Source organism: Sporosarcina sp. P25 (genome assembly GCF_002743235.1).
Taxonomy (GTDB): Bacteria; Bacillota; Bacilli; order Bacillales_A; family Planococcaceae; genus Sporosarcina; species Sporosarcina ureae_B.
In genome coordinates, this window is the sequence record NZ_PDYV01000015.1 from 45,229 (window position 1) to 60,988 (window position 15,760).

At 39.0% G+C, this 15,760-nt stretch carries 9 protein-coding genes, 1 pseudogene and 1 other annotated feature; of the genes and pseudogenes, 5 read left to right on the forward strand and 5 right to left on the reverse strand.

The genetic code is table 11. The features are described 5' to 3' along the window. Positions 1-26: 26 nt before the first annotated feature. Positions 27-1,613 (reverse strand): 2-isopropylmalate synthase, encoded by a 1,587-nt coding sequence (locus tag CSV70_RS12545; protein WP_099627813.1) that lies wholly within the window; start codon positions 1,611-1,613, stop codon positions 27-29. A gap of 60 nt (positions 1,614-1,673) precedes the next feature. Next, positions 1,674-1,912 (reverse strand) — a binding site (T-box leader). 292 nt (positions 1,913-2,204) lie between these two features. On the opposite strand from CSV70_RS12545, the gene CSV70_RS12550 reads away from it, so the two are divergent. Beyond that, entirely contained in the window at positions 2,205-3,575 is a 1,371-nt protein-coding gene (locus tag CSV70_RS12550) for an alanine/glycine:cation symporter family protein (protein WP_099661103.1), read from the forward strand. 57 nt (positions 3,576-3,632) lie between these two features. Here the strand turns inward: CSV70_RS12550 and CSV70_RS12555 are convergent, their stop codons facing one another. Continuing rightward, the gene (locus CSV70_RS12555; protein ID WP_099661102.1) at positions 3,633-4,520 is read right to left on the reverse strand and encodes a stalk domain-containing protein; all 888 of its coding nucleotides are present in this window, start codon (positions 4,518-4,520) and stop codon (positions 3,633-3,635) included. A 572-nt stretch (positions 4,521-5,092) separates the two neighbouring features. On the opposite strand from CSV70_RS12555, the gene CSV70_RS12560 reads away from it, so the two are divergent. After that, on the forward strand, positions 5,093-6,073 hold the full coding sequence (locus CSV70_RS12560) for an NAD(P)H-quinone oxidoreductase (protein ID WP_099679262.1): 981 nt from the start codon (positions 5,093-5,095) through the stop codon (positions 6,071-6,073). A gap of 489 nt (positions 6,074-6,562) precedes the next feature. Then, positions 6,563-8,701 (forward strand): type IA DNA topoisomerase, encoded by a 2,139-nt coding sequence (locus CSV70_RS12565; protein ID WP_099661100.1) that lies wholly within the window; start codon positions 6,563-6,565, stop codon positions 8,699-8,701. Between the two features lie 104 nt (positions 8,702-8,805). On the opposite strand, the pseudogene cls reads toward CSV70_RS12565, so the two are convergent. Then, positions 8,806-10,259, reverse strand: a pseudogene (gene cls, locus CSV70_RS12570) (cardiolipin synthase). A gap of 215 nt (positions 10,260-10,474) precedes the next feature. Between cls and CSV70_RS12575 the strand changes: the two are divergent. Together CSV70_RS12575 and CSV70_RS16940 are read left to right on the forward strand one after the other, a co-directional pair. Then, complete coding sequence (locus CSV70_RS12575; RefSeq protein WP_158232418.1) at positions 10,475-11,278, forward strand: LytR/AlgR family response regulator transcription factor; 804 nt, start codon at positions 10,475-10,477, stop codon at positions 11,276-11,278. Next, positions 11,269-11,598 (forward strand): bacterial transcriptional activator domain-containing protein, encoded by a 330-nt coding sequence (locus CSV70_RS16940; RefSeq protein WP_369822361.1) that lies wholly within the window; start codon positions 11,269-11,271, stop codon positions 11,596-11,598. The genes CSV70_RS12575 and CSV70_RS16940 overlap by 10 nt, the downstream gene beginning before the upstream one ends. A 38-nt stretch (positions 11,599-11,636) precedes the next feature. Here the strand turns inward: CSV70_RS16940 and CSV70_RS12585 are convergent, their stop codons facing one another. Continuing rightward, positions 11,637-14,657, reverse strand: a complete 3,021-nt coding sequence (locus CSV70_RS12585; RefSeq protein WP_143560919.1) for an ATP-binding protein — start codon at positions 14,655-14,657, stop codon at positions 11,637-11,639. 345 nt (positions 14,658-15,002) lie between these two features. Next, complete coding sequence (locus tag CSV70_RS12595; protein WP_085132352.1) at positions 15,003-15,650, reverse strand: GGDEF domain-containing protein; 648 nt, start codon at positions 15,648-15,650, stop codon at positions 15,003-15,005. Positions 15,651-15,760 lie beyond the last annotated feature (110 nt).

Genomic DNA, 15,760 nt, shown 5'->3' on the forward strand with positions numbered 1-15,760 from the left:
ATATTTCGTCCCAATTAATTTGATAATTAAATATTCACAGCAAGCTTGTGCTCAGATGATTCCTTTATTTTCGCTACGATTACGCTATTGACCGCATTGATGTACGCTAGTGCACTTGCTTTTAAAATATCTGTGTCTGCTGCCTTCGCGACATAATTTTCTCCTTCATGTGCAATCGTAATTTTCACTTTTCCTAATGCATCTTTACCCCGTGAAACGCTGCTTATATCATAGCCAATCAATTTAACTTGTATCATTGTGATTTCTGCAATTGCTGAATACAGTGCATCGATTGGACCTGTGCCAACAGCACTCGACTTGAAAACTTCTCCTCCTTTGCAAATCTTGACGCTGGCTGAAGGGAAACTAGAGTTACTGACCACTTGTAGATCTTCAAATTCAAAGAAATGGTCACTGTAATTCGTTACATTCTCTTTGTCATACTTTTCATGATAATTCTCAACAATTACATATAAATCATGGTCATATACTTCCTTTTTTCTATCTGCCAACGTTAAGAATCCTTCAAAAATACCTTCGAATTCCTCGGGCTTCATATGAGTGAATCCTAGCTTTTCAAGGGCGTTTTTCACTGCATGTCGCCCTGACCGTGCCGTCAAAATCAATTCCATATCATCTAATCCGACGTCTTCCGGATGAACAATTTCATATGCATCGCGGGATTTCAATAAACCGTCTTGATGTATACCTGACGAATGTGCAAAGGCGTTATCACCCGTAATCGCCTTGTTCACTTGCACATCCAATCCCATGAAGCTAGATACAAGGCGAGAAGTATTCATAATTTCTTTTGTGTTGATTTGTGTGCTCACATTATAAATTGAGCTTCTTGTTTTCAATGCCATGACTACCTCTTCAAGTGCAGCATTTCCTGCTCGTTCTCCGATTCCATTAATTGTACATTCTACTTTATCCGCGCCATTCTTGACTGCTGCTAGTGTATTTGCAGTCGCCATTCCCAGGTCATTATGACAGTGAACACTTAATAAGACATCCGGATTCAAGTTTTTCATGCGGTCATTTAATTTATAGATCATCGCACCGAATTCTTCTGGCTCTGCAAAGCCCACTGTGTCAGGCACATTGATCATAGTTGCACCCGCTTTCATAACGGACTCGATTGTATGCCATAAATACTCGAACTCCGAACGTGAAGCATCTTCCGTTGAATATTGTACTTGGGGCATTAATGTTTTTGCATATTTCACTGCGTCTACGCCTATTTGAAGGATCTGGTCCTTTGATTTATTGAACTTTTTTTCCACGTGAATATCAGAAGTGCCTAACACCATATGAATCATCGGATTTTCTGCATACTTTACTGCATGATAAACCGAATCAATATCTGCTTGAACTGCGCGTGCCAATGCTGTGACCATGATGTCATTCGTGTTGCCTACTCTTTGCGCAACAGCCTTCACCGCTTCAAAATCACCTTGGGATGAAGCAGGAAAACCAGCTTCGATAATATCGACGCCAAGCTTCTTTAATTGTTGTGCAATCTCTACTTTTTCATAAAGGTTCAGTTTAGCGCCTGGTACCTGTTCTCCATCACGTAATGTTGTATCAAAAACCCAAATTTTTCTGCTCATCTCTTTGCACTCCTTTTTTTAAAAAAATAAATACAAAAAAACCTCGTCTCTATATTGAAATATAGAGACGAGGTTATACTCGCGGTACCACTCTAATTGATTCGCCATACTTGGCAAATCCCCTTATCGACAGCTATTACTGTCTATCCCGTTAACGGAGGAAACCGACGTCCCTTACTGTAGAACTTTCAGGGAGTGACTCATGGATGAGTTCAAAATGTGCGTCTGCTGATTTCCACCAACCATCAGCTCTCTATATAGACATAAACATTTTTACTAGTTCCATTCTTCGTCTGCAATGTAATATTGAACGTAATATTACATGGTCTTTAGCTGTTTGTCAATTGATTTCAAATAATTCTATATATTTTATACAGTAATTTGTGGCAAGAAGGCTTGTCCTTACTCTTCCAAATATAATTTCGTTGTGTATCTATCAGCAATGACTCAAGCACTAAAAATAAGTACATTTCCAATTTCATTTGACATTTCTTCCATACATTCACTAGTATAGTAGACAACTACTTCGTAAACCGAAACGAAATAACTAGTTGTTTGAGTAGTATCAAACCACAAAAGGAGTCGTTGCCAATGAATCCGTTTACGAAATGGGTAGAAATCGTCTCGGACTTTTTATGGGGATTCCCCATCATCATTTTACTTCTAGTAGGCGGATTGTTTCTCACCATTCGTCTGAAATTCTTCCAGTTCCGATATATGCCTCACATTTTTCGTCAAACCTTTGGAAAGGTTATGTCTAAAGGTTCTGGGGACGGCACGCTAACTCCTTTTCAAGCAACCACCTCTGCGCTTGCCTCCACAATGGGAGCAGCGAATATCGTGGGAGTGCCTGTAGCCATCGCGCTAGGTGGGCCTGGTGCGATTTTCTGGATGTGGATTGTCGCACTGATTGGAATCGGTACGAAATATTCCGAAGTCGTACTCGGTATCCAATATCGTGAAAAGAATGCTGCCGGTGATTACGTCGGTGGTCCGATGTATTACATAAAAAAAGGACTTGGCTGGAAAAAGGTTGCGTATATCTTTGCATTTGCCCTCATGTTAGAAGTTATGGCGAGTACTATGGTGCAATCTAACTCCATCGCAACGACCCTTAAAGGTTCATTCGGTTTACCTCCAATCGTAACAGGTATGTTCGTCGCCTTACTGGTTGCACTCATTTCATTCGGAGGAATTAAAGCGATTGGACGTGTAACGGAACGTCTAATTCCATCCATGGTCGTGGTCTACATTTTAACAGCACTCATTATTATCGGAGCTCATATCGATGCAGTACCTACAGCATTTGGCTTGATTTTCACACATGCATTCCAACCGATATCAGCGGCAGGCGGTTTCGCAGGGGCCGGTGTAGCCGCAGCAATTCGATGGGGACTCGCCCGCGGATTATATTCCAATGAAGCCGGTATCGGTACAGCACCAATAGCCCATGCAGCGGCAGTGAATAGTCATCCCGCTAAACAAGGTTTCTGGGGCGTCTTTGAAGTCGTCGTGGATACATTGATCGTTTGTACTATGACTGCACTCGTCATACTGACTACAGATGTTTGGAAAGTCATTGACGCAGACAACGCGGCGAACATGGTGACAGAAGCGTATAGTACAGTATTCGGTGCTTCCCTCGGTGGAATTATCATATCCATTGTATTATTCTTGTTCGTGATTACAACGATTGTAGTCATTATATATTACGGAGAAAAGCAGGCAGAGTTCTTATTTGGACCCAACTTCTCTGTCGTAATACGCGTGGCATATATCACGGCGATCATCATCGGAGCACTTGGTGGATTGCAATTCGTCTGGCATTTTCTTGATCTATTACTCGCAATCGTAGTAATTCCTAACGTGATTGCGGTACTATTCTTAAGTGGACAAGTACGGGACATTACGAACGATTACTTTACAAACCTCTATCCAATAGAAAAGAAAAGAAAGTCTTGATGTAAATATCAAAAAAGGCAAGAGTCCACGGACCCCTGCCTTTTTTATATGGTTTAATTACTCCATCAATTCATCAATAAGCTCTACTGGTACATAGGTCTTCTTCGGTTCAAGTAGCTCCGGTGCCACTTCAAACTTCAACAATGATTTATTGTAGCCATATTCCTTCTGACCACGTGTAATTGTGTAAGATGGAGCACCTTTAGATATGATCGCACCATTACCAGTCGAATCCACTACATATCCAAGTTTCTCAGCAAGCAAACGAAGCGGCACCATCTTCACACCATCAACCATATAATGATCGTCTTCTATGATTTGTTCTACAGTAGCATCTTCATCTACTGTATTTCCGTCAAGTACAACTACTTTCTCTGGCGTTGTCTGAGCTGGAATACTTCGCGTTGTTTCTTTGTAGAATACCAGCAAGTCTTTACCTTTCAAGTCATCAGCTTTTACTTTATTACCCGAAATGCTGGAAATGTCTGTACTGTCACCTATATTCAACTGTAGCTTCAAGTACGAATCCACCATTTCGTCATCAAATATTCCAACTACTGCAGTGTTCTCTTTATCTTTTTCTACAATGACTACATCTGGAGTGTGCTGCGGTGGGTAAATCATAATCATGGGTTTATCTGCATGGGTATAGGCAGATACTTTGTCACCTTTCTTCAATTCGACCTTCTTTCCCGTATTATCAAAAATTAGCGTTTCTTTGTTAATAGCCAATGCAGAAGACTCTTCTTTTCCTTTAATCGTGTACAGTGTGAACTCCTCGTTCTTTTCTATGCCTTCGATTGTTCCTTCTACTTTAACAAAAGCTTTTTCATCAGATGTCACTTCGGCCTTCACTTCCTCTTTTGCGCTAACTGCTTCAGGTACCGCCGCGCCGCCAATAAGCAATGCCGACATCGCAAATGGTACAAATTTATTCAACTTCATAAAAAATCCGCTCCTTATTATAGTTTCTATACAGTAGTTCGAATAAGACGGGAAAAGGTTACAGGTAATTAATTTTTTAGATCCTCTATTACTCTTCTACCTGTTTTGTTTGTCATGAAAACTCTTTTTTCTACTACACGGCTAATAGCACCCCATTCCCAAATGTGAGATTGTATAACTGTGGCCAGACATTATTCAATCTTGAATTAATTCTTACTGGACAAGGAAACGGACTATTTACGTGCTTGGCTTTTAACAAAATAGGTCGATCATATAAAAAGGTTTTAGATGATCAGTGCTTCACATAAAATTTCGAGGTCTTCAGGTTTGACACTTGATATGAAGGGTTATCATAGTAACATTAGTCTCCTGCTAACATTTCTAGATTTAACTGAAGCTGAAAACTGTTAGAAAAGGATGTATAATTGGTTAGCCATCCTAGCATGATAAGCCTCGATAATTGTAAATCGATTAAAAGGTTGGGATAGTTAAAATAAAGTCGCGCGCTAAAATGTTGCGAAGCTTTTTCTCTTAGATTTTTTCTAAGGGTATTTTTAAAAGGAGGAATATTTATGAAAGCTATAATTGTAAAGAAACCAGGTGGTCCAGAACAACTGGAGCTTGTTGAAGTTGCTAGTCCTCAACCAAAAGAGAAGGAATTGCTTATACGTGTTCATGCAACAGCGGTAAACCGTACAGATATTATAACCCGTGAAGGGAAAGTAGGGTATGCTGAAAACCCTATTTTGGGCGTAGAAATTGCCGGAACTGTGGTTGAAGTAAATGGTGATAGTTCCTTTTCGGTTGGAGATAGAGTGATGGGACTTGTTAATGGTGGCGGTTATGCAGAGTTTGCTGTTATGCCAGCAGATCGAGCGATGAAAATTCCCGATTCCTTATCGTTTGCAGAAGCTGCAGCGATTCCTGAAGTGTTCTTAACTGCTTACCAAACATTATTTTGGCTAGGCAAACTTCAAAATCAGGAAACCGTATTAATTCATGCAGGTGCAAGCGGAGTTGGAACGGCAGCAATTCAATTAGCAAAAAAACTTTGTAATGCTAGGGTTATTGTTACTGCTGGTTCTAAAAGCAAACTCGATTTTTGCCGAGAACTTGGAGCTGACGTCCTTATAAATTACAAGGAGCAGTCATTTGATGAAGAGGTTCTAAAAGCAACAAACGGTAAAGGCGTAGATTTGATTTTAGACTTTATTGGTGCTGATTACTGGGAGAAAAATTTAGCCAGTATTAAGAATGAAGGTCGATGGGTTCTTATCGGAATACTAGGTGGAAGTGAGATCGAAAAGGTAAACTTATTTAATTTGATGTCAAAATGCATTCAATTAACAGGGACATTACTAACCCCAAGAAGTGACGAATACAAAGCTCTTTTGACCAAAGAATTTGCCGAAAACGTAATCCCTTATTTTGAACAAAAAAATATAGTACCCGTTACTGACACTACATTCCCTTTAGAAAAGGTTGGAAAAGCTCATCTCCATATGGAAGAGAACCGCAATATCGGTAAGATTATACTTGAGATAGAGGGGTAACTTTGTAGGTATACTATATCTTGAAAATGAATGAAGGTAAATTAACAATTGGTTCAAGTCAGTCGAAAAAAATATTTTCTCAAGTACCACATATTTAGTCAATGAAGATTTACAAAAATGATCTATCCTTTTTATAAAAGGTTAATCCCATTCAGTACTATAAGAGCGTGTTTTAATTAGTCTTTTTTAAAACACGCTTTTTTCTTTTGCCCTTTTATCACAACTACTAGCAGTCATTTGATCAAACAGTCTTCCAAATCTACCTATTGAAAACCTCCAATGCAGTAAAAAATAACAACAAATAATTGGCTTTTCAAGTGTTCTTTATCTTTAATACAGAAGACATCTTCAACTCAATGATTCAGCTAGATATCCTTTCTATTTTCTTCATTCTATAGTCACCCCAAAACATGAATTCGTAAACTTCCTCCATTTATGCGATAATATTGGAACTAGCGTTTCTATTATCGAAGCCAAAGAGGTGTTTTTATGAGACCAGTAATATTAGCAGAAAAACCATCCCAGGCCAAAGCTTACGCAGACGCATTTACTACACGTAAACACGACGGCTATACAGAAATTCAACCGTGCGATATATTCCCCCAAGGCGCCTTCATTACATGGGGTGTTGGGCATCTCGTGGAATTAAAAGAGCCACATACGTACAATCCTGCTTGGAAACGCTGGAACCTCGGCAGTTTACCTATCTTACCCGAGCGTTATGAGTTTCAAGTAGCACCAGGAAAGTATAAGCAATTCCAAGTAGTCAAGAAGCTTATTCGCGCGACTGATCATGTCATCAACGCATGTGACGTGGATCGCGAAGGTTCAAATATATTTTATTCCATCTATTATATGACGGGAGCTCGCAACCAGAAGATTGAGCGACTATGGATTAACTCGCTGGAATCGGATGAAGTACGAAAAGGCTTCGAGAATCTACGGGATAATCGACAAGATCTACAACTCTATGAAGAAGCAAAGGCACGACAAATCAGCGACTGGCTCGTAGGGATGAATGGTTCTAGGCTCTATACACTGTTGTTGAAAGCCAAAGGCGTTCAGGAAGTATTTCCTATCGGTCGTGTGCAATCCCCTACCGTTTATTTGATTTATCAACGTCAGCGCGAAATCGAGACGTTCGTATCGGAACCTTTTTTCGAAGCGGAAGGCATTTTTACTGCGGCGCACGGTACGTATAAAGGAAAAGCAAAGCTTAAGGAACCTAAGCGTGAATTAATTGCGGAAGCACTCAACAGCCGCAATATTACAAAACGGACGCCCGGGGTCATTAGTGAGCTGACCCATACAGACAAACGGACACCACCGCCACAGTTGCATTCACTTTCAACATTGCAAGCAACTGCCAACCGACGATGGAAAGCAAGTCCTGCGACTGTATTGAAAACCATGCAGACTCTATACGAAAAGAAGCTTGTATCGTATCCACGGACGGATACACGTCACATCACACCAAGTGAATTCAACTACTTGCTAGCGGCTGTGGAAGACTATCAAAAACTCATTGAGCAACCTTTTGAGGTCGTTTCCCGCACACCGAAAAAACGATATGTTGACAGCTCGAAAGTACAGGAACACTATGCTATCATCCCGACAAAAAAGCTACCGACCCCTGCAGCACTGACAAAGTTGTCACCACTTGAGCGCAATCTTTATGAAGAAGTCATTCGAACGACACTAGCTATGTTCCATCGGGATTACTTATATACAGAAACGAAAGTAACGACCGACGTCAACGGTTTGCCATTCTTCACAACGGGCAAAACCGAACGAGATAAAGGTTGGAAAGAACTTTTTGCTGCGCCAAAGAAGGCAAAGGATACCGAAGAACCCGCCTTACCGCCACTTGAGAGAGAGGAAACCGTGCAAAGCGAAATTGGTATCAAAGAAGGCGCGACACAGCCTCCAAAACCTTATACAGAAGGCCAATTGATCGCCATGATGAAAACATGCGGGAAGCTGGTAGAAGATCAAAGCGAAACGGATATTTTGAAAGAAATTGAAGGGCTTGGAACAGAAGCGACAAGAAGCGGAATTATTGAAACCATTAAAAAGCATGGATATATTTCCGTGACGAAAAATATTGTATCGATCACCGACAAAGGACGCGTACTCTGTCAGACCATTGAAGGTAGCTTGCTTGCTAGCCCTTCCATGACAGCGAAATGGGAAACGTACTTAAAGAAAATCGGCAATGGTGAAGGAACAGGTCAACACTTTCTGGGGAGTGTATCGAAATTCATCCAAAAACTGATTGAAGACGTACCTGTCCAGATTGAAAAACAGACGATTGATATCGTGCTGCCGCCACGTCCCTCTTCTGGCAAAAGCTCGTATACACGAACTGAAGTCGCGCCCTGTCCAAAATGTGGCAAAGGCAACATCATTGAACATCCTAAATTCTACGGTTGTAGTAACTATAAAAATGGCTGCAAGCAAACCTTCCCAGGGCTCTTCCTGAAAAAGAAACTAACTGTGCCTCAAGTGAAATTATTATGTACTAAAGGGCAGACAAACGTCATCAAAGGCTTCACTTCGGCCGATGGGAAAAAGTTCGATGCTTCGTTGGAGCTAAAAGACGGAAAACTGAACTTGGTCTTTATGTAACGTAAATACTAATAAAAAGAAGCAGCACAAGGCTGCTTCTTTTTTGCATACTATTATGATTACGCGTACCCATTACTAAACAATATAATATACGTTTTACACCATTAGAGTATGGGTGACAACAACCGTGAAATCGATTGCTTAAACTTAATTAGTAATGACCGCTCCTCATAACGTTCCTTCGTCAACTCAGAACTCTGTTCCGCGTCTTGACGGAACAGTCCCGTCAACTGCGCCGCTACTTTGTCATCATAGACAATCGCGGTCACTTCAAAATTCAATCGGAAGCTACGTGAATCGATATTCATAGTACCTACTACCGCTACTTCTTCATCCACCACAATAGTCTTCGCATGCAAGAAACCATTCTCATACAGTAATACCTTGGCGCCATAATCAAGCAAATCCCCGACATACGACCAAGTAGCCCAGTAGACAAACGGATGATCAGGCTTACACGGAATCATAATCTGTACATCGATGCCTGACAGCAACGCAATTTTGCAGGCATCCATAAAGCTTGTATCCGGAATAAAGTACGGTGTCTGAATGTAGACACTTTTTTTAGCAGATAATAGTAACTTGATATACATATTCTTCAGATGTTCCGTCTCGGAATTCGGACCGCTTGAAACAATTTGTACTGGACTCGTGCCAATATTTTTTTCGGTTTGAAATAAGTAATCTCCCCAATCACCGGGTTCCTTTTTACTCGCCTGATGCCAATCTAAAATGAATTTCGCTTGAATATGATTGACAGCGCCGCCTCTAATCCTAAAGTGCGTATCGCGCCAATAGCCAAACTTTTCATCAAGTCCAAGATACTCATCTCCAACATTGAAACCGCCAATATACGCGATTTCCCCATCAATAATACAAAGTTTTCGGTGATTCCTATTATTGACTCGAAAATTTACTAGACGAAACAACGATGGAAAGAATACTTCCACTCTTCCACCTGCTGCGCGTAATTCATTATAAAATTTGGGAGGTGTTTTCTTTGAGCCTACTTCATCATACAAGAGTCTGACTTTAACTCCCTCTGTCGCCTTTTGAATCAAAAGATCACGTAACTTAGTCCCAAGGGAATCAGACTGAATAATATAATACTGGATATTGATCTCTTTTGTAGCAGAGCTAATATCATCAAACAAGGCAGCAAACTTTTATGTCCGTCATCAAATATTTCAATATGATTATCTTTGGAAAGCAGTGAATGAGCTGATTTTAGATTCATATGAATTAATTCGGCATGTTCTTTTAATAACGTATTATCTTCTAGTCTGGCCAAGTTTTCTGGCAATAATTGTTTATCAACTTCCGTTTTTTCAGCCTTTCTTTCTGCAACAGAAAGATTATAGAAATTCTTCTGTTTTAAACTACGTCCGAAGAACAGATAAATAAAGAAACCGAGGATAGGAATGAACACTAGAAGCATAATCCACGCCCATGTATTTCCTACATCTCTTCTTTCGATAAACAAAACCCATGCCAATAGCAGGATATTGAGAATTGTAGCGATAGATAAGAGTAACGTTAAGACATTGCCCAATTCCATGCCAATCACCATCCCTTCAATTTCTATCATTTTTCCCGCTCCATTTCATTAGAATGTTGTCTTTAATATAGCATACAGCACATATTCTTGCCGTGATTTCTGTGGATTTTATTATTTACACTAGCAACAGGAAATGCTTTACCATTTGTAAGACAAACTCATAGTAAATGTCATATACTAGTAATAGTATTTTGAAAATGAAGGAGATGATCTGTGTGATTCGTGCCATTTTAGTAGATGATGAGCCGTTAGCTTTACAATTGCTCACGCATAAGTTGGCAACATTCAAAGAGGTGCAAGTCCTCAAGACATTTACCAATTCATTGCATTTGCTCGAAGATATAAAAGATCTTTCTTTTAACGTGGCTTTTTTGGATATTTCCATGCCTGGAATCGATGGAATAGATCTGGCTGAACATCTTTTAAGTATAGATCCAACGATTAAAATAGTATTTGTTTCAGCTTATCGTGATTACGCAATACAGGCATTCGAGTTAAATTCCATTGACTTCATACTAAAACCTCTTACAAATGAGCGTCTTGAAAAAACTATTACACGATTAACACAAGCACTCTCTTCTGCCTCCATTTTACAACCTGAATCTGGAAAACAATTAGAAATACAATGTTTCCAAGAATTCATTGTGCAATATAAGCAAGAGTTTGTTAAATGGAAAACGATAAAAATTAAAGAACTATTTGCCTATTTCCTTACGCATCATAAAGAATTAATCCATCGTGATGTACTAATTGAAACGCTTTGGCCCGATACTGAATATTCGAAAGCTAAGATACAACTACATACCACTCTCTCCCATTTACGAAAAACACTAGAGAGTTTAGGGTTTTCCAAAGTGATTGTTTTTACCAATCAAAGCTATCGCCTAGAATTAGTGAATTTCCACTGCGATGCACTGGAAATGAATCAACTCGTTCAGCAACATATCAACGCGACAGATGCTACTATTGAGAAGTTTGAAAAAGTATTCAAAAGTATAAAGGTGATTACCTGGAATTAGAAGGTTATGATTGGTCTTACACACATGCCGAACATATGAAACAGCAGGCGATAAAATTACTTCACCGAATGATTAGTTATTACACAATTCATCAGGATACTCCCCAACTCCAAACTTCACTGGAACGTTTAGTTCTTTTGGATCCATATTCAGAACAAGCTCTACAGCAACTTTTAATACACTATCTGCAACAAGGTAAAAGAACTGAGGCTATCAAGGCATATCATAACTTCAAAGAGAAGTTGATTGAAGAATTAGGAATATCCCCTAGTGAATCTACCAATGAATTATTTAATCAAATATTGTGTGCTAATATATGAGTAAAAGGAAGAAAATCGTATTGATTTTCTTCCTTTTACTATTTGTCTATAGAGAATCGAATGACAGTGCCTATCTTCGGTATACTATCGATTGTCAATCCTGAATAACCCAACTGGCGAAGTCGTTTATGTGTATTCGGTAAGCCTACACCTGCTTGGATATTCGTATCCGTTTGCAGAAGCGTTACTAGATCTTGTTCCATCCCTAATCCATTATCAGAAATCGATATATCTACTGTATCGTCACATTCCGACACTTTAATCCATACAGTACCACCTTCAGGTCGCTTCAGCACGCCGTGTTCTATCGCATTTTCTACCAATGTTTGGATGGATAGAGGGGGTACTTCAACTTGGACTGGTGCAATATCCATCTCAACTTGCAAACGGTCTCCGTAGCGTTGCTTTTCAATATATATATAAGCCTCTACTAATTCCAGTTCTTTCTCCAAAGAGACAGTTGATGCAAGATTTTGGATTGTAAAACTTTGCTCAAGGTATGTTCCGAATTTATCCAGTAACTTCACCATTTTTTCCGGATCAATCTCGCTGAGTGCGCTAATTGTATTAAGTGTATTGAACAGGAAATGCGGTTGTATTTGTGCTTGTAGCCATGCCGCTTCCATTTGTATCCGTTCAACAATCGTTTGATTTAGATTCGTCAACGCCCGTACACGCATGATCAGCTCAACCTTTTCTACTGGTTTTCTAACATAATCATTAGCTCCTGCGTCAAACCCCATTTGAATATCAACTTGCTGGGTCCGGGCAGTCAACAATAGAATGGGTAGCTCTGCCAGTGAAAATCGCTTTCGCAACTCGCGTGTCAGCTCATAGCCGGACATATATGGCATCATGACGTCCGAGATTACTAGACTCCAATATCCACGTTCCAACTCTTTGATTGCTTCATTTGCTGAAGTACACGTTACAACCAAATATCCATCCGCTTTTAGCATCTGCTTAATAATTTGAAGGTTCATTGGATCATCGTCAACGACTAAAATACGTTCCGTAGCATTACTTGCCGAGGATGTCCCTGAATCAAGAGATTTCAATTTTTGTTGAACTGTGTCTGGAACGGGAATATAACTCTGTTGTTGTTGATGTTCTGAAAGAGGCAGTGTAAATGTGAAAGTAGAGCCTTCATTCTCTTTCGTTTCTACAATAATCGTTCCTCCATGCATTTCAATCAATTGTTTACAAATACTTAATCCTAAACCAAGTCCCCCACCCCCAGTAGAGGTAATACCCGATTCTGCCTGTTTATAGGGTTGAAATATCATATGTGCATCTTTTGGAGACATGCCGATTCCTTCATCGGCTACCCGAATGACAGCCATCCTATTCTGCACATCGGCTGATACATGAACTACTCCTTCTGCTGAAAATTTTATCGCATTATGAACTAGATTAAACAGGATTTGATACAATCGGTTTTCATCCGCCATAATATTAGGGAACTGAACTGGAATGGAATGTTCGAGTGATACAGATTTACCCTCTTTCATAAATTTAAGTGTATCAAATACATTTGTCAGAATCGGCAAGATTTTGACATCTTGTTGCTCGAGCTGTAACTTATTATCTTTTAAGTGTTCTCTATCTAGCAAATCATTCAAAACTATAGTCATTTGTCGACCAACAGAAAGAAGCGTTTCCAGATTACGAATTGTCTCATGTGACAATTTATCCTGATCATTATCATAGATTGTCTGTGTAATATTCAGTATTCCATGTAAAGGATTACGTAATTCATGCGATGTATTGGCTAAAAACTCATCTTTTTGATGAATTTCTTCTTGTAGTGAAGCAGCTAGACTATGACTTTTCTCCGTCTCCATATAAAAACGTTTAAACCAAAATAATCCAAACAGTAACAAACTGATGAGCATTTCATAGGGATAATAGGGTAATTCCGGCATTATTTGCGCCTTAAATAATCCCCATATCATACTAGACATCAGACTGATACCTGCAAGTAAAAAGAATAAATAGTTCCCTTTTTCACGTTTCGACAACCGATACATTAGAAAAGGAGTCGGTAAGGGTATCAAAAGCATCAGTGCATAGAGGAACAGTACATCGAGCTCTACTGAAAAAAGTGTCAAAATAACGAGTATTCCATATCCTATGCCTAGAAGCCGGTAGTAATAGCGCTCCCACTTGCTAAAGGAGTGCTCTACAGTATCCACTAAAGCTTTAATATACAATACTACTAGGTAAACACCGCCTGAATAGACGATTACATTCATTTTCGACCAAGCCGCAAATGAAATCTCCGGAAAGAAATAAAGCAATAACTTATCATCTGCTATAGCTATCGAGATAGCTACAGAGAGAAAAGATAAGGCAAGATACAACATATCCTTCTTCCTTGAAAACAGGAAATAAATTAGAAATGAATATACTCCATGCAAGCCTACAATAGACATAAGAGCAAGTTGCCAACCATAATCTTTAAATACAGATTGTTCTGCAGCCGACCACTCTCCAAACTTCATCGGCTGTATGATACCGCCAGTCTTCAATGAATGAAAATTTGATACATGAATAAGGAGTTCTATTTCCCCGGCGTTACTTTCTATCTGCAATGTCTGAGGACGATAGTCGACTTCTTCCTGCTTCCTATTCGTTGCTGTTTTTCCGAGTTGTACCTTTTCCTCGCCATTCACAAAAAAACGCGAAGCAGACACGATGTCCTTCGCATACAATCGATAGATATTCGTGTCGTCTCGATCTACATAAATCTTCAAACTATATGTCCCATAACCGTAGGACGTGTTACCTGAAAATTGTTCTTGCCAATCAGCGGGTACTTGAATTAATGATGGTACCCTTTTGGAACTTTCACCTGGAGTAATAAACTCTTCCGCAAAAAACTTCCATTCTCCGTTTAGCAATATATCCTCCGATAAATCACCCATACCCCGTAGATCTATCACTCCATTTTCAGCAGTTACTGTGTGAATATTTTGGTTGGAATCGATCCAGATTAGTCGAAAGGCTATTAAAACCACTACAAAAAAGGGGACAATCAACCATAACCTTTTATTCATAGACTGTCCATACAATTGTTATTTTCATCTTTTGCATTCATTATCCTCCCAATTACTGTCTAATTTATATTGTAATATATATCCTCACACTTTTTATAGGACAAATTAATTACTAATCCATTGTCTGATATGAATTCTTGTTTTTCTATATTTAAGTTCCCTTTGCAAATATGAAATATATATATCTCCATAGTATTTGGTAAGCGCGAGTGATGCAAAATATCATGAAGTAGTGAAGATACTTCTTCGTAGGACGTACATATATAATAATCATTTATCATGTATGCAATCATAGTTGTCCCCTCCCGTCTCAGATTAATAGAATCTAACTTCATCTGTATATATTTATTGATATAAATAATACGTATTGTTTTTACTGCGCTTTGCCGAGTACATGGCCGAATCAGCGTATTCAAGCAATGTAGCAACATCTGTACTGTGCACTGGATATAAACTAGTTCCAATACTAATGTTTATTTTTATCTCTTCATTTGCCAATTGAAATGGTTTATTACAAGTTGATAGGATATTACTAATTTTTAATCGGAAATCATTTTGATAACGATAAATAATGACAAATTCATCACCACTAAAATGAAAAACTTCTTCTACTGCAGAGAATGCCTGTAATCGACGCCCTAGTTCCTGCAATAATTTATCAGCTTCACAATGTCCATACGTATCATTAAGCAATTTAAATTGATTAATATCGATATAGAAAAATGCTACCTTTTCTGCTTGATCATCTGCTTTTCGAAGGTAAGATTCAATTGTGAAGTAAAACGCTCTTCGGTTTGGTAATTTCGTTAGGTCGTCTTGACATGCAAGCTGTCGCCAATAAAGTATTTCTTTTTCTAACTCCTGAACAGATTCTTTTGAGCTACTGCTACAACCTGCAACGGGCACTTGATCATGTCTTTTTGACAAATTCTTTAATTTATTTGAAAGGTATTCTTTTGTATCTAAATCATACATAAAATTTGAAGAAGCCATATAGTCCACCCCTTTGTGAGATACTCTTCTTCTTTTATATAATATACTGTTAAACTCTTACAAAATTCTTAAACGAACTATAAAAAAGGTCAGCCCCATAAGTGGCTGAC

What these genes read in the sequence shown, in the direction of transcription:
- CSV70_RS12545 (WP_099627813.1), bottom strand. Translation starts at nt 1,613, where the DNA reads ATGAGCAGAAAAATTTGGGTTTTTGATACAACATTACGTGATGGAGAA.
- CSV70_RS12550 (WP_099661103.1), top strand. Translation starts at nt 2,205, where the DNA reads ATGAATCCGTTTACGAAATGGGTAGAAATCGTCTCGGACTTTTTATGG.
- CSV70_RS12555 (WP_099661102.1), bottom strand. Translation starts at nt 4,520, where the DNA reads ATGAAGTTGAATAAATTTGTACCATTTGCGATGTCGGCATTGCTTATT.
- CSV70_RS12560 (WP_099679262.1), top strand. Translation starts at nt 5,093, where the DNA reads ATGAAAGCTATAATTGTAAAGAAACCAGGTGGTCCAGAACAACTGGAG.
- CSV70_RS12585 (WP_143560919.1), bottom strand. Translation starts at nt 14,657, where the DNA reads ATGAATAAAAGGTTATGGTTGATTGTCCCCTTTTTTGTAGTGGTTTTA.
- CSV70_RS12565 (WP_099661100.1), top strand. Translation starts at nt 6,563, where the DNA reads ATGAGACCAGTAATATTAGCAGAAAAACCATCCCAGGCCAAAGCTTAC.
- CSV70_RS12595 (WP_085132352.1), bottom strand. Translation starts at nt 15,650, where the DNA reads ATGGCTTCTTCAAATTTTATGTATGATTTAGATACAAAAGAATACCTT.